Origin of the sequence: Capillimicrobium parvum (assembly GCF_021172045.1) — a bacterium.
Lineage (GTDB): Bacteria > Actinomycetota > Thermoleophilia > Solirubrobacterales > Solirubrobacteraceae > Capillimicrobium > Capillimicrobium parvum.
This window is the reverse complement of sequence record NZ_CP087164.1, coordinates 5,820,350-5,834,736: the sequence shown is the minus strand read 5'-3', so window position 1 is coordinate 5,834,736 and position 14,387 is coordinate 5,820,350. Positions and strand designations below refer to the sequence as shown.

16 protein-coding genes are annotated in these 14,387 nt (G+C 74.2%); 11 read left to right on the top strand and 5 right to left on the bottom strand.

Going from position 1 to position 14,387, the window contains the following annotated elements; translation table 11 throughout:
- Positions 1 to 4: 4 nt before the first annotated feature.
- The gene (locus tag DSM104329_RS28230) at positions 5 to 709 is read left to right on the top strand and encodes a VIT1/CCC1 transporter family protein (protein WP_259313209.1); all 705 of its coding nucleotides are present in this window, start codon (positions 5 to 7) and stop codon (positions 707 to 709) included.
- Here the strand turns inward: DSM104329_RS28230 and DSM104329_RS28225 are convergent.
- Genes DSM104329_RS28225 through DSM104329_RS28210 form a run of 4 tightly spaced genes read right to left on the bottom strand, consistent with a single transcriptional unit; the run spans position 690 to position 4,011 of the window.
- On the bottom strand, positions 690 to 1,370 hold the full coding sequence (locus tag DSM104329_RS28225; protein WP_259313208.1) for a type 1 glutamine amidotransferase: 681 nt from the start codon (positions 1,368 to 1,370) through the stop codon (positions 690 to 692). The genes DSM104329_RS28230 and DSM104329_RS28225 overlap by 20 nt on opposite strands.
- A gap of 1 nt (position 1,371) precedes the next feature.
- Positions 1,372 to 2,718: a class II fumarate hydratase gene (locus DSM104329_RS28220; protein WP_259313207.1), complete on the bottom strand. Its 1,347-nt coding sequence runs from the start codon at positions 2,716 to 2,718 to the stop codon at positions 1,372 to 1,374.
- A 37-nt stretch (positions 2,719 to 2,755) separates the two neighbouring features.
- A complete protein-coding gene (locus DSM104329_RS28215; RefSeq protein WP_259313206.1) occupies positions 2,756 to 3,589 on the bottom strand; it encodes an alpha/beta fold hydrolase in 834 nt (277 codons plus the stop codon).
- Entirely contained in the window at positions 3,586 to 4,011 is a 426-nt protein-coding gene (locus DSM104329_RS28210; protein WP_259313205.1) for a hypothetical protein, read from the bottom strand. Before DSM104329_RS28210 ends, DSM104329_RS28215 begins: the two co-directional genes overlap by 4 nt.
- A gap of 24 nt (positions 4,012 to 4,035) precedes the next feature.
- Between DSM104329_RS28210 and DSM104329_RS28205 the strand changes: the two genes are divergently transcribed.
- On the top strand, positions 4,036 to 5,331 hold the full coding sequence (locus DSM104329_RS28205) for an MATE family efflux transporter (RefSeq protein WP_259313204.1): 1,296 nt from the start codon (positions 4,036 to 4,038) through the stop codon (positions 5,329 to 5,331).
- A 13-nt stretch (positions 5,332 to 5,344) separates the two neighbouring features.
- Here DSM104329_RS28205 and DSM104329_RS28200 read toward each other — a convergent pair whose 3' ends face one another.
- Positions 5,345 to 6,106 carry a polyphosphate kinase 2 family protein gene (locus DSM104329_RS28200; RefSeq protein ID WP_259313203.1) on the bottom strand — a complete coding sequence of 254 codons (762 nt, stop codon included), beginning with the start codon at positions 6,104 to 6,106 and terminating at the stop codon, positions 5,345 to 5,347.
- Between the two features lie 71 nt (positions 6,107 to 6,177).
- Between DSM104329_RS28200 and DSM104329_RS28195 the strand changes: the two genes are divergently transcribed.
- The 9 genes from DSM104329_RS28195 (at position 6,178) to DSM104329_RS28155 (ending at position 14,372) form a co-directional block, all read left to right on the top strand.
- Entirely contained in the window at positions 6,178 to 7,257 is a 1,080-nt protein-coding gene (locus DSM104329_RS28195; protein WP_259313202.1) for a cupredoxin domain-containing protein, read from the top strand.
- A complete protein-coding gene (locus DSM104329_RS28190; protein ID WP_259313201.1) occupies positions 7,254 to 8,189 on the top strand; it encodes a multicopper oxidase domain-containing protein in 936 nt (311 codons plus the stop codon). The genes DSM104329_RS28195 and DSM104329_RS28190 overlap by 4 nt, the downstream gene beginning before the upstream one ends.
- The gene (locus DSM104329_RS28185) at positions 8,186 to 9,085 is read left to right on the top strand and encodes a plastocyanin/azurin family copper-binding protein (RefSeq protein WP_259313200.1); all 900 of its coding nucleotides are present in this window, start codon (positions 8,186 to 8,188) and stop codon (positions 9,083 to 9,085) included. The genes DSM104329_RS28190 and DSM104329_RS28185 overlap by 4 nt, the downstream gene beginning before the upstream one ends.
- Positions 9,082 to 9,390 carry a MerR family transcriptional regulator gene (locus DSM104329_RS28180; RefSeq protein ID WP_259313199.1) on the top strand — a complete coding sequence of 103 codons (309 nt, stop codon included), beginning with the start codon at positions 9,082 to 9,084 and terminating at the stop codon, positions 9,388 to 9,390. The genes DSM104329_RS28185 and DSM104329_RS28180 overlap by 4 nt, the downstream gene beginning before the upstream one ends.
- Positions 9,391 to 9,484: 94 nt before the next feature.
- Complete coding sequence (locus tag DSM104329_RS28175) at positions 9,485 to 10,372, top strand: MerR family transcriptional regulator (RefSeq protein WP_259313198.1); 888 nt, start codon at positions 9,485 to 9,487, stop codon at positions 10,370 to 10,372.
- Between the two features lie 54 nt (positions 10,373 to 10,426).
- Entirely contained in the window at positions 10,427 to 10,858 is a 432-nt protein-coding gene (locus DSM104329_RS28170; protein ID WP_259313197.1) for a MarR family winged helix-turn-helix transcriptional regulator, read from the top strand.
- Positions 10,859 to 10,867: 9 nt separating this feature from the next.
- On the top strand, positions 10,868 to 11,233 hold the full coding sequence (locus tag DSM104329_RS28165) for a hypothetical protein (protein ID WP_259313196.1): 366 nt from the start codon (positions 10,868 to 10,870) through the stop codon (positions 11,231 to 11,233).
- Positions 11,230 to 12,171, top strand: coding sequence for an SGNH hydrolase domain-containing protein (locus DSM104329_RS28160; RefSeq protein ID WP_259313195.1), 942 nt, complete (start codon positions 11,230 to 11,232; stop codon positions 12,169 to 12,171). The genes DSM104329_RS28165 and DSM104329_RS28160 overlap by 4 nt, the downstream gene beginning before the upstream one ends.
- Before the next feature lie 170 nt (positions 12,172 to 12,341).
- Complete coding sequence (locus DSM104329_RS28155; RefSeq protein ID WP_259313194.1) at positions 12,342 to 14,372, top strand: molybdopterin-containing oxidoreductase family protein; 2,031 nt, start codon at positions 12,342 to 12,344, stop codon at positions 14,370 to 14,372.
- The last annotated feature ends 15 nt before the right edge of the window (positions 14,373 to 14,387 follow it).

Genomic DNA, 14,387 nt, shown 5'->3' with positions numbered 1-14,387 from the left:
CGCCATGGCGCGTCCCCACGCCGAGCAGCACCGGGCGGGCAGCGGCAACGCGCTGCGCGCCGCGGTGCTGGGCGCCAACGACGGGCTGGTCTCCGACCTGAGCCTCGTCATGGGCGTCGCCGGCGCGTCGCTGGGCAGCACGCAGATCCTCATCACCGGCCTGGCCGGGCTCGTCGCCGGCGCGTTCTCGATGGCGATGGGCGAGTGGATCTCGGTGACGAGCGCGCGCGAGCTCTACGCGCGCGAGCTGCGCATCGAGGGGCGCGAGCTGCGCGACATGCCGGAGGCCGAGCATGCCGAGCTCGCGGAGATCTACCGGCGCAAGGGCCTGGACGCCGAGCTCGCCGACCGGGTCGCCACCGCGCTCTCGGCGTCGCCGGAGACGGCGCTGGACACGCACGCGCGCGAGGAGCTCGGGATCGATCCCGACGAGCTCGGCGGATCGGCGCTGCAGGCCGCGGTGGCATCGTTCGGCCTGTTCTGCATCGGGGCGATCCCGCCGGTCGCGCCGTTCGCGTTCCTCGACGGGGACACCGCCGTCGCGGTCAGCCTGGCGCTGTCGTGCGTCGCCCTGTTCGGGATCGGGGCGGCGATCACCCGCCTCACCGGACGGTCGCCGTGGTACTCGGGCGCCCGCCAGCTCGCGTTCGGCGTGGGGGCGGCGGTCGTCAGCTACGCGATCGGGGTCCTCATCGGCTCGATCGTGTAGGCGCGGGCACGCCGATCAGCGCGTCGAACAGCGCGAACGCCCGCTCGCGCACGACGGGCAGAAGCTCGGCGGTCTGCCGCCGCACGTCCGGGAGCGCCGGCGCCCGCGGATCGGTGCTGCGCGCCGTCCAGAGGACGACGATCTCCTCGTCGACCTCCGGATGGAACTGCAGGCCGACGTGGTCGCCGAGGCGCCAGGCCTGCACGCCGCTCGCGTTGCGGGCCAGGATCTCGGCGCCCGGGGGCGCGACGATCTCGTCGACGTGCCACTCGAACCACGGCCCGGCGCCCACGACGGCCGGATCCGCGGTGTCGACCTCGGTCCAGCAGCCGATCTCCGGCCGCGCCGCCCGGCGCACGCCGCCGCCGAGCGCGAGCGCGAGCGCCTGGCCGCCGAAGCAGATGCCCAGGACCGGCACGTCGTCCTCGAGCGCCCGGGCCAGCGCCCGCCGCTCCTCGGCCTGCCAGGCGACGGATTCGTCGTCGGCGGCGTCGCCCGAGCCGAGCGAGACGACACGGTCGTACTCGTGCAGCGTCGCGGGCGCGCGCTCGCCCAGGTCCAGGCGGACCGTCTCCAGGGTCCAGCCGCGCGCGGCGGCCCACTCGGCGAGCAGGCCGGCCGGCGCGTCGGCGTCGTGCTGCAGGACCAGCGCGCGGGGCACGCTAGGACTGCTGTGCGTCAGGGTGGGCGGCCGACCCGCGCGCCATCTTGCGCAGGTCCATCGCCGTCTCGTAGGTCTCCTCGTCGACGCCGTGCTCGAGCGCGACCTCACGCAGGTTGCGCCCCGACTCGGCGGCCGTCTTGACGATCTGACCGGCCTTGTCATAGCCGATGTGCGGGTTCAGGGCGGTGGCCGCGGCCAGCGTCGACTCCGCGGAGCGCCTGGCCCCCTCCTCGTTGGCCTGGATGCCGTCGATGCACTTCTCGGCGAACAGTTTCGACGCGGTCGTCAGCAGGTGGATCGAGCCGAGCAGGTTGCGGGCGATCAGCGGGATGCGCACGTTGAGCTCGAACTGGCCCTGCATGCCGCCGATCGTGATCGCGGTGTCGTTGCCGATCACCTGCGCGGCGACCTGGAGGACGACCTCCGGCAGGACCGGGTTGACCTTGCCCGGCATGATCGACGAGCCCTTCTGCAGCTCGGGCAGGAACAGCTCGCCGATGCCCGCGCGCGGCCCGGAGCCCATGAGCGCGAGGTCGTTGGCGATCTTCGTCAGCGAGACCGCGACGACCTTCAGCGCACCGGACAGCTCGACGAGCGCATCGCGGTTGCCCTGCGCCTCGAACGGGTCCTCGGGACCGCGGATGTCGAGGCCGCTCGTCTCCGAGAGCCTGGCCCGCACGAGCTCGGCGAACTTCGGATGCGTGTTCAGGCCGGTGCCCGTGGCGGTGCCGCCGAGCGGGATCTGCGCGACCTGCGGCAGGGCGTTGCGCACGCGCCGCGCGCCGAGGCGGATCTGCGCGGCGTAGCCGGCGAACTCCTGGCCGAGCGTGACCGGGACCGCGTCCATGAGGTGCGTGCGGCCCGACTTGACGATGTCGTGGAACTCGTCGGCCTTGACCTGCAGGGCGCTCTCGAGGCGCTCGAGGGCGGGCAGCAGCCGGTGGGTGGCCTCGTCGAGCGCGGCGAGGTGCACGGCGCTCGGGAACACGTCGTTGGACGACTGGCCCATGTTGACGTGGTCGTTGGGGTGCGCCCCGTCGCCGGCGAGGTTGGCCATGACCTCGTTGGCGTTCATGTTCGACGACGTGCCTGAGCCGGTCTGGAAGACGTCGATCGGGAACTGCGAGTCGAACTCGCCCGCGCCGACGCGGTCGCCCGCCTCGGCGATGCGCGCGGCGACGTCGCCGTCGAGCTGGCCGAGCTCGGCGTTCGCACGCGCGGCCGCGGCCTTGATGCGGCCGAGCCAGTGGATCACGGCCTCCGGGACACGCTCGCCGGAGACGGGGAAGTTCTCGATCGCCTTGGCGGTCTCGCCGCCCCAAAGCGTCTGCTCTGTCGTGCTCATGATCCCTGTCACGTTAGAGGCTGACTCGAGGCCGACCTCAGACCAGGAACGCCCCAAGCTCCCGGGCCACGCCCGCGGGGTCGTCGTAGGCCATGAGGAACCCGGACTCGGGCAGCACGCGCAGCTGTCCGTCGGGGAGGAGGTCGACCGCCTCCTCGGCGGTCTCGAGCGGGTGCACGCGGTCCTGGCCGGCCCATAGCAGCAGAGTCGGGCAGGCGATCGACGCGAGCTCGTCGAGCGCCTCCCGGCGCGGGGAGCGCGGCGGCCAGGAGCGCGCGAACTTCGCCCACGAGCGGGCCAGGTTCGCGTTGCCGCCGACGTCGGCGACCGCGTGGCGCACGAGGTCGCGCGCGGCCGGGTTGGCCTGGGCCGAGAGGCGCACCCCGACCTCGGGGCGCAGCACGACCCGCGCGCCGTGGGCGACGGCGCGGTCGAGCACCGGCACCGCCCCCGCCCGCGCCGCCACCCGCCACGCCCGCCGCCGCGGCGCGACGCGGTGCAGCGAGCAGCCCATCAGCACGAGCTTGGACGGCTGAAGCGCGCCCGACGCGACGCCGCGCAGCAGCAGCTCGGCGCCGAGCTCGTGGCCGGCGGCGAGCGGGCGTGGGCCGCACGTCTCGCGGATGAACCCCGCCATCACCTCCGACAGCCACGCGAGCGTGTACGGGTGGCGCGGGCGGTCCTCGGAGTCGCCGTGCAGCGGCAGGTCGGGCAGCACGACGCGATACCGGTCGCTGAGGTACTCGACGACGGGCTCCCACTCGCGGTGCGAGAGCATCGCCGAGTGCAGGATCGCGAGGCCGGGGCCCGTCCCCGCCTCCCGGTAGGCGACGCGCGCGCCGTCGCGGTGGTGGTAGAGGCGCAGCTTCATCCGCTCGCGTTCCCAGCCCTCAGCCCCCGCCGCAGATCCGGCCCGTCGCCCACCAGGCGGCCGGTGCCCTCCAGCCGGCGCACGAGCTCGGTCCCCACGCCGCCGTTGTGCTCCGCGCCGCGCCGCGCCGCACCAACCAGGTAGCCGAGCGCCACCATGCGGCGCTGCTCGGCCAGCTGCTCGGCGGCGCTGGTGAGGACCATCCCGAGGCTCTGCAGCTCCACGTCCGAGCGCGCCTGGTCGACGCAGCGCGACAGCGTGGTCCCGTCGCCGAGCGTGACCGGGCCCGGCGCCTTCTCGAGTGCCGTGACGATCGCCTCGGCGCTGTCGGTGCACGCCGGCGCAAGCACCGTCTTCTCCTCGCCGCAACCCGTGGCGACGAGCAGGGCGACCACCGCGAGCGGCGCGAGAAGGCGGCGCATGGCGTCGATCGTAGAGTCCGGCGGGTGCTGCGCAGCCCCTACGATCGCCAGATCGCGGTGCTCGCCGTTCCGGCGCTGGGCGCGCTGGCCGCGGGGCCGCTCTACGTGCTGGCGGACACGGCGATCGTCGGGCACCTCGGCACACCGCAGCTCGCCGCGCTCGCGCTGGCCGCGATCGTGGTCTCCTCGGTCACGGACCTGTCGGACTTCCTGTCCTACGGGACGACCGCGCAGGTCGCGCGGCTCCACGGCGCCGGCGAAGAGCGCCGGGCAGGCGGGCTGGCCGCGCAGTCGCTCTGGCTGGCGATCGCCACAGGCACGGTGGTGGGCGCGCTCATCGCGCTGCTCGGGCCGCCCGCGATGACGCTCTTCGGGCCGACGGAGGAGGTCGCCGACCTCGCCTCGACGTACATCCGGATCGCTGCGATCGGCGTCCCGTTCATGCTGGTCGCGCTCGCCGCCGAGGGCTACCTGCGCGGCGTCGGGGACCTGCGCACGCCGCTCGTGATCCTCCTGGCCACCAACGCGCTGAACATCGTGCTCGAGGTCGTGTTCGTCTACGGGTTCGACTGGGGCCTCGCGGGCTCGGCGTGGGGCACGGTCATCGCGCAGGTGCTCATGGGGGCGCTCTTCGCGCGGCTGCTGCTCGCCGCGCGCGCGGACTCGCGCCGGCCGCGGTGGTCGCGGATGCGCCCCCTCCTGCGCATGGGCGGGGACCTGACGGTGCGCTCGGCGGCGCTTCTCGGCGCGTTCACGCTGGGCAGCGTGCTCGCGGCGCAGCTCGGGACCGCGCAGGTCGCCGCGCACAACATCGCCTTCCAGCTGTTCATCTTCCTGGCGCTCGTGCTCGATGCGCTCGCGATCGCCGGGCAGATCCTCGTCGGGCGGGCGCTCGGCGCGGGGCGCGGCGAGGAGGCGCGGGCGGCGTCGCGGCGGATGATCGGCTGGGCCATCGTGATCGGCGGGCTGGTCATGGGCGTCCTGCTGGCGCTCACGGACGTGATCCCCCGGGCGTTCACGTCCGACCCCGAGGTCATCGAGCAGGCGCGGTCGATGTGGCCGCTGTTCGCGATCATGCAGCCGGCCGCCGGAGTGATCTTCGCCCTCGACGGCGTCCTCATCGGCGCGGGCGACACCCGGTTCCTCGCGCTCGCGATGGTCGCGTCGCTGGTGGTCTACGTCCCGCTCGCGCTGTCTGCGGGGACGCTCGCCGCCCTGTGGTGGGCGCTGCTGGCGCTCATGGCGGTGCGCCTGGCCACGGTCGTCTGGCGCTTCCTCGGACGGCGCTGGATGGTGCTCGGGGCGGCGACGCCGAGCTGATCGAGGCGGGACCCTACAGCGGCTCGGGGATGGGCACGTCCGCGCGACGAAGCCCGTCCTCGAGCGCGGTGACGGCGAGGCGCATCACCTCGACGCGCGCGTAGGACTTCGACTCGGCCGGCACGATGTGCCACGGCGCCCAGCCGGTCGACGTGCGCTCGAACATGTCCTCGCACGCCGCCTCGTAGGCGGGGCGCTTCTCGCGATTGCGCCAGTCCTCGTCGGTGAGCTTCCAGGACTTCAGCGGGTCCTTGCGCCGCTTCTCGAAGCGCTTGAGCTGCTCCTCGTCGGAGATGTGCAGCCAGATCTTCAGGAAGATCATGCCCTCCTCGGCGAGCATGCGCTCGAACTGGTCGATCTCGCCGTAGGCCCGCGTCCACTCGGCCTTCGTCGCGAAGCCCTCCACGCGCTCGACGAGCACGCGGCCGTACCAGGTGCGGTCCATGATCGCCATGCCGCCCCAGCCGGGCAGCGCCGAGACGAACCGGTGCAGGAAGTGGTGGCGCTTCTCGTCCGGCGTCGGCGCGGCGAACGTCGCCACGCGGACGTGACGAGCGTCGAGCGGGGCGACGAGGCGCTTGATCGCGCCGCCCTTGCCGCCCGCGTCCCAGCCCTCCACGAGCACGCACAGCGGCGGCCCGAGGCGCCCCGAGCCGATGAGCCCGCCCGCGGTCAGCCGCAGCTGCAGCAGCCGCCGGCCGAGCCGCTCGAGCTGCTCCTGCTCCTCGTCGCCGTTGAGACGCAGCGAGAGGTCCACGTCGTCGAAGAAGCCCATGGCTTGCAATCCGCTCCACAGGACAAATAGGTTTGGCGCCGGGATTCCCCCCACGAACGGGAGGTTTGGTCATGGTACGGGCCATCGCGGCGGTCACGATGACTGCCGCAGCAGCGCTCGTCGCCGGGCCGGCGATGGCGTCGGCGGCGACGAAGACGGTGAACATGGGGTTGCCGGTGAAGGCGCAGAAGACCTTCAACGAGCAGCTGGGCTCGGACGTCAACGCGTTCTTTCCGCGTGTCACGACGATCCACGTCGGCGACAGCGTGCGCTTCGCTCCGACCGGATTTCACACGTTCGACTTCCCGGCGAGCGGCGGGCAGCCGCTGCCGCTGTTCTCGCCGACCGGCCAGAAGGTGTCGGGCTCGCTGGACGCGGCCGGGACGCCGTTCTGGTTCAACGGGCAGGACGCGGTGGGCTTCACGCCCGCGCTCGGACCGCCCGGCCTGTTCGGCAAGAGCGTGAAGTACAACGGGTCCGCGCGGGTCGAGAGCGGCCTGCCCCTCGCCAACAACCCGCCGGTCATCACGGTCAGGTTCACCAAGCCCGGCCGGTACACGTACTACTGCGACGTCCATCCGGGCATGAAGGGCCTCGTCATCGTCAAGCCGAAGGGCCGCAAGGTCCCCTCGGCGCGTGCCGACGCTCGGCGCCTCGCGCGCCAGCTGCGCAACGCCAAGCGCGTCGCCGCGGGGCTCAGCGGCCAGGCGCCGCCCTCCGGGACGGTCGACGTGGGCAACTCCGGACCCGGCGGGGTCGAGTACTTCGGCTTCCTGCCGCAGACCCAGACCGTGTCCACCGGGACGACGCTGGTGTTCCGCATGTCGCCCGGTTCGTACGACGTCCACACCGCGACCGCGGGTCCCGGCGACCCGGAGCAGCAGCCGGATTCGTACCTCGGCAAGCTCGCGGCCACGTTCGAGGCGCCGGTGTTGGACCCGATCGCGGTGTACCCGAGCGATCCGCCGACGCCGACGCCGACCCTCACGCCGACGACGCACGGCAACGGGTTCTGGAACACGGGCGTGATGGACGCGTCTTCGGCGACCGCGCTGCCGTCGCAGGGCAGCGTGACGTTCACCGCACCGGGCCAGTATGAGTTCTACTGCCTGATCCACCCGTTCATGCACGGGACCGTGGTGGTGCGATGACGCGCGCGGCCACGCTCGTGGCCGCGACCTTGCTCGGGGCGGTGGCGCTCGTCGTCACCGCCCCCGCCGCGCCGGCGGCCGTCCGCGAGTACTGGGTCGCGGCGGTGCCGGCGACATGGAACATGGTCCCCAACCAGCGCGACGCGATCATGGACGTCGGCTACGACCCGTCCGAGACCGTGCTGCCGACCGTCGTCTACCGCCGGTACACGCCGGGCTGGAAACGCCCGTTGCGCAACGTGCCGCGGGGCTCGAGCAACCAGGACCTCATCCCCGGTCCGCTGATGCACGCGCGCGTCGGCGACCGCATCGAGGTGCACTTCAAGAACCTCGATCGCGTCTACCGGCGCCCGCACTCGATGCACTTCCACGGGGTCGGCTACAAGCCGAGCTCGGACGGCGCGTACCTGCCCGGCTACTCTGGCCGCGACGCCGACGTCGAATACGGCCGGAGCTACACGTACGTGCTGCATGCGCTGCGCACCTCGGTCGGGGTGTGGCCCTACCACGACCACTCGCCGTCGATGGAGGAGTCGATCGCCGGCGGGATGTACGGGATGCTCTCGATCCTCGGCCGGCGCGAGCAGGCGCCCGACCGCGAGTTCGTGGTGGTCATGGCGCCGATGGGCCGGTTCCAGACCATCGACGGGCGCGCGTTCGTCGGCAACACGCCGGTGTTCACGTCCCGGCCGGGCCAGCTCGTGCAGTGGGACGTCATGGCGATGGGTTCCGAGCACCACACGTTCCACGTCCACGGGCATCGCTGGGTCACGGCGGACGGCACCGACCGCGACACGCAGACGGTCGGGCCCGCGGAGAGCTTCCGCATCCGCTGGCGCGAGCACGACCCGGGCACGTGGCTATACCACTGCCACGTCGAGACCCACATGATGCAGGGCATGATCGGCATCTACCGGGTGACGCAGCGGTGAGGCGCCGCGGCCTGGTCGTGGCGGTCGCGGCGGTGGGGCTGGCCGTTCCGGCGGGCGCGCCGGCCCAGTACGCCGGCGACCACGCGATGCCGGCGCAGGCCGGCGACGGGGCGTCGGTCTCGATCGGCTTCGACGCGTATGCGCCCCCGGTGATCGACGTGCTCGCCGGGGACACCGTGGCCTGGGTGAACAACAGCGTGCGGGCCCACACGGTGACCGCGCGCGACGGGTCGTGGGACTCGGCGCGGATGATCAACGGCGATCGCTACGAGCACGGCTTCGACGCCACCGGCGCCGTCGCGTACTACTGCACGCTGCATCCCTTCATGGCCGGCGAGGTCGACGTCCACGCCGTGCTGCTCGACCGGCCGGCGACCCCCGCGGGCGCGGGCCGGCCGTACCCGCTGTCCGGCCGCGCGGCGGCCGAGCCCGGGTCCGCGGTGACGATCGAGGCCGACACGGGCGACGGGTTCGCCCCCGCCGGCCGCGCGACGGTGGGGGCCGGCGGCGCGTTCCGCACGACCGTGACGCCGGCCACGACGACGACGTACCGCGCGTCCGTGCCCGACGCCGACCCGAGCCCGCCCGTCCAGCTGCTCGTGCTCGACCACACGGTGAGCGTCTCGGTGCGCCGGCGCGGAGACGTGAGCGTGGTCGGCGCCCAGGTCTCGCCGCCCATGCCCGGAGGCAACGTCGTCCTGCAGCTGAAGCTGAAGGACCGGTTCGGCTGGTGGCCGGAGCGCTTCGGCCGGCTCGATGCGACGTCGCGCGCGAGGTTCACGATCCGCGCGCCGGTCCGTGTGGCGCCGGCGCGCGTCCTCCTGACGCTCGGCGACCGTGCGACCCCGCTGGCCGAGAGCCCCGTGGTGCACCTGCGCGGCGCCGCCCCGTGGTGAGGATCGCCGCGCCGAACCTGCGCAAAGACGCACGATCGCTTGCCATCGCGGCGCGCAGCGGCGAAAAGCTCGCCATGAGCACGTCTCCGACGGCGGCGAACCGCCTTGGGCTCTCCGCGTCGCAGGCGGCGCGCGCGCTGGGCGTCTCGGTCAGCACCGTGCGGCGCTGGTCCGACAGCGGTGCGCTGCGCGGCTACCGCACGCCGGGCGGTCAGCGGCGATTCAGCCGCGAGCAGATCGACGCCTTCCTCGTCTCGCTCGAGCGCGGCACACCGCCGGATCCCGCCGCGTCGCCGTCGCCGTAGCCGGCGGCGCTCCTGCCCGCGCAAGCGCCGTTGCGCGCTGCAGGGCGCCTTGCGCAGCTTGCGCAAACCTGCTCAAGGCTCGACAACTGTCGCCATGAGCGTCGTGCGCACGAACGCCGCAGCCGCCATGCTCGGCGTCAGCCCGAACACGCTGCGCTCCTGGGAGCGCCGCTTCGGGTTCCCGCACCCGCGGCGCACGCAGGGCGGCCATCGCCAGTTCGATCTCGCCGAGATCGAGGCGCTGCGCCAGGCATTCGCCGAGACGCACAACATCTCGTCGGCGATCTCCGTCGCGCGCCAGCGCGGCGAGGGGCCGGCGTCGCCGGCCCGGCTGGCCGACGCGTTCACGCGCTTCGACGAGGTCCGCGCCGACCGCCTGCTCGAGGAGAGCCTGGCCGTGCGGTCGGTCGAGCGCACGGTCGAGGAGGTGCTCCTGGTCGCGGTCGAGTCGCTCGCCGACGAGAGCGAGCCGGGCGGTCGCTCGCCCGAGCTCGGCTTCGCCTGGCGCTTCTCGACCGGGTGGCTGGCGGCGCATCAGCGCGTCGCGCCGCCCGCGCACCGCGCGGAGGGCGTGCTGATCTTCGACGCGGCCGGGCCGCTCGACCTCGACGCGCTGCACGTGCAGGCGCTGGAGCTCATGCTGCGGCGCAGCGGGCTGCGGACGCTCGCCCTCAGCGTCGACCTCGACCACGACCGCGTGTCGCGGGCCGTTCGGGCGCTGCATCCCGCGGCGCTCGTGCTCGCGGGTCGCCGGGCCCCGCTCGACACGCTCGGGCGGCTCGTCTTCGCCGCCCGCCGCCACGCCCCCGGCGTGGAGGTGCTCGACTTCCGCGGCGCGCTGCCCGACACGGGCGCATCGACGGTGACGCGGCTCGGCGACGCGCCGCTCGCCGCGCGCGACACGGTGCTCGACCGGCTGATCGGGCGCTCCCAGCCCGGCGCGGATGTCGAGCTCGGCGCGCTGCTGCAGTCCGCGCGCTGACCGCCCGCCGGCCGCGCCGAGCCGTCCGCGTCGCGGGATAGGTTCTCGCGCGCGATGACCCTCCATCCCGTCGACCCGCTCGCCCATCGCGCGCTCGAGTCGTTGATCCGGGCGGAGGCGCAGGTCCGGCGGCGGCTGTCGGCCGATCTCGAGCGGGAGGGCCTGTCGGCGACCGGCTTCTCGGTGCTCGTCGTGCTGACGACGGCGGGCGGCGAGCTGGAACTGCGCGCGCTGCGCACGCGGCTGCGGACGTCGAAGGCGAACGCGACGGAGGTCGTCAGCACGCTGGAGGGCCGCGGCCTCGTGCTGCGGCGCCGGCTCGTGACCGACCGCCGTGCCGCCTCGGTGATGCTCACGCCCTCGGGCCGCGAGGTCGTGGACCGGCTGTTCCCCGAGCACACGCAGCGCGTCACCGCCGCGTTCAGCGTGCTCGACGAGCAGGAGAAGCGCTCGCTCGCCGAGATCTGCCGCAAGCTCGCGGCGTAGAGTCATGTGATGGCGCTGCGCGGGGGCCTGGGCCTGGGTGCGGTCGCGGTCGTTGCCGCGCTGGTCGCCGCCGCGCCGGCGGCCGGAGGTGTCATCGGCGGCGCGGCCCGGGCGTGCAAGCCGCCAGCGTATCCCGGCTCCGGGTACTTCATCGCCCTGTCGGTGCGCGGCACGAGCTGCGCGACCGGCAGCCGGCTCGCGCTCGCCTACCACCGCTGCCGGGTGCGCGACGGGCGGGCGGGGCGCTGCGACGAGCGGGTCCTCGGCTTCCGCTGCCGCGAGCGCCGCACGACGATCCCGACCGAGATCGACGCGCGCGTGACGTGTACGCGCGGCACGCGGCGCGTCGTGCACGTCTACCAGCAGAACACGTGAGCGGCTGGCGGCGGGCGGCGATCGCCGCCGCGATCGGCGGCGCGCTGGGCGCCGCGGCGCCCGCGGTCCCCGCCGCGCCGGCGCCGGAGCACCCGCGCTGCTTCGGCGCCGCGTCGCGCGACCCGCGCCGCGCCTGCCACAACCCCGTCCTGCGTGAAACGGTCTCCCCCCGGCCCGCCGCCGCGCAGGTCACGCCGAGCTCGCCGTGCCGGGTGCTGCACACCCGCCGGGTCACCCGCGCGTTCGATCCCTGCGCGTTCGGGGTCGCACGGCGGCGCAGCCGGGCCACCGTCGCACTGCTCGGCGACAGCCACGCGCGGATGTGGCGCGCCGCGCTCGAGGTCGTCGCGCTCGAGCGGCGGTGGCGGGGCGTGTCGATCACGCGGCCCGGCTGCCCGTTCAGCGTCCAGATCCCGGTCAGCCCGGACCTCGGTCCCGCGGACTGCGTCGAGCAGCACGGCACCACGCTCGCGTGGCTGCGTGCGCACCGCGAGGTGCGCACGGTGTTCGTCGCGAGCTGGGCGCAGCCCGCGTGGGGGCCGCAGGGCGGCGTGGCCGGGTACGGCGGGACGGGCGCCGGCTTCGCGGCGATGCTCGACCAGGTGCCGCCGCACGTCCGTCGCATCTACGTCCTGCGCGACATCCCGGCGACCACGGTGCGCACGCCGGGCTGCGTGCGCGCGGCGCTGCGCCGCCACCGCGACGCCGGGCGCGCCTGCGCCCTGCCGCGAGCGAGCGTCCTCACGCCCGATCCACTCGCCGCGGCGGCGGCGGCCCGCGGCCCGCGCGTGCGGGTGATCGACCTGACCCGCCAGCTCTGCGCGCCGGCCCGGTGCTTCCCGGTGGTCGGCGGCGCGTACGTCCCCCAGGACGACAACCACATGAACGCCGTGTTCGCGGCCACGCTCGCGCCGTTCGTCGCGCGCTATCTGCGGTGAGCGCCCGCGACGTGGCCCTGGTACACCCATCCGCAAGTTCCCCGGGTCTCGGCGGCGCTCGCACGCGTCTGACCACCCCCAGCCACGCACGATCATCCACCGAATTACCTCGAAGACTTCCGGACGGCTGCACTAGCGGTCGCGAGCGCGAGGCGCGAGGATGTCCGTCCATGAGCGCCATCGAGGTCCTGCGCACCACCTGTCCGCGCGACTGCTACGACGCTTGCGGCATCGAGGTGCTGCGCCGCGACGGGCAGATCCGCGTCCGCGGCGACCGCGAGCATCCGGTCAGCCGCGGGAAGCTGTGCCGCAAGTGCACCGCGGCCTACAACGGCGTCCTCCTCGACCCCGACGCGCGGCTCACCGAGCCGCTGCGCCGCAGCGGGCCCAAGGGCGCCGGCGCCTTCACGCCCGTGTCGTGGGACGAGGCGCTGGGCGCGATCGCCGAGCGCCTGCACGCGGTCGCGGCGGCGCAGGGCCCGCAGGCGATCCTCAACGCCCACTACACCGGCACGCTGTCGCTGCTGGCCTACGCGTTCCCGCTGCGCTTCTTCGCCCGGCTCGGCGCGACGGAGGTCGACCCGGACACGGTCTGCAACAACGCCGGCCACGTCGCGCTGCGGTACGTCTATGGCGACTCGGTCGACGGCTTCGATCCGCGCACCGCGCGCGACAGCGAGTGCATCCTCGTCTGGGGGGCGAACCCGGCGGTGTCGGCGCCCCACCAGCACGAGCACTGGCTGCCCGAGAGCGGCGCGACCCTGATCGTCGTCGACCCGATCCGCACCGAGACCGCCCGCGCCGCCCACATCCACCTCCAGCCCTTCCCCGGCACGGATGCCGCGCTCGCCTTCGCGCTGCTGCACGTCGCCCACCGCGACGGGCTCGTCGACGAGGCCTACCTCGCCGCCCACGCCGTCGGCTGGGACGAGCTGCTGCCGCACGTGCAGGCCGCGACGCCGGATTGGGCCGCCGCGCTCACCGGCATTGACGTCGCGGCGATCGAGCGTGCCGCCCGCGTATATGCGGCGGGCCCGTCGCTGCTGTGGATCGGTCAGGGGCTCCAGCGCCAGCCGCTCGGCGGCAACGTCGTGCGCGCCGTGGCCGCGCTGCCGCCCGCGACCGGCAACCTCGGCCGGCCCGGCACCGGCTTCCTCTATCTCAACGGCGCGGCGAGCCGCCGGATCGACGAGGACTGGCTCGCGAGCGGCGCGGGGCCGGCCGGCGATCGGCCCGCGCCGCCGCCGCCCGTCAGCCACATGGACCTCGCCGAGGTCCTCGCCGACCCGGCGCGGGCCGGCGCACTCGTCGCCTGGAACATCAACATCGCGGCCTCCAACCCCCAGCAGGCGCAGCTGCGCACGGCCCTGAGCCGCGACGACCTCTTCACCGTGGCGATCGACCTCTTCGCGACGGACACGACCGACCTCGCCGACGTCGTCCTGCCCGCGGCGGGCTTCCTCGAGTTCGACGACATCGTCGCCTCCTACTTCCACCGCAGCCTCTCCGCGCAGCAGCGCGTCGTCGACCCGCCCGGCCAGGCGCTGCCGAACACCGAGATCTTCCGCCGCCTGGCCGCCGCGATGGGCTTCGACGACCCGGCCCTGCGCGAGCCCGACGACGTCGTCATCGCCACCCTGCTCGAGCGCGCCGGCCACGGCGTCGACTTCGCGCAGCTGTGCGAGGCGGGCACGATCTGGCCCAACGACGAGCCGGAGGTCCAGTTCGCCGGTGCGGCGTTCCCCACGGCGAGCGGGCGCATCGAGCTCGCCTCGGCCGCGGCGCAGGCCGACGGGCTGCCCCGCACCCCGCTGCCGATCGTCGACGCCCGCCCTGCCGGCGACGCGCTGCGCCTGCTCACGCCCGCCTCGGAGTGGACGCTGAACGACAGCTATGCCAACGACATCAAGGTCGCCCGCCAGATGGGGCCGCCGACGATCTCGCTGCACCCCGACGAGGCGGCCGCGCGCGGGCTCGCCGCGGGTGCGCTCGTCACGGTCACCGGCCCGGCCGGCGCGCTCCCGCTGACTCTCGCGACCGACGACGGCGTTCCGCGCGGCGTCGCCTACGCGCCCAAGGGCCGCTGGCCCAAGCGCGAAGCCTCCGGCGCGAACGTCAACGTCCTCAACGCCGGCGAGAAGGCCGACATGGGTCAGAGCACCGCCGTTCACGGGACGCTCATCACCATCGCTCCGGTCTGACGGCGACGACGCGAC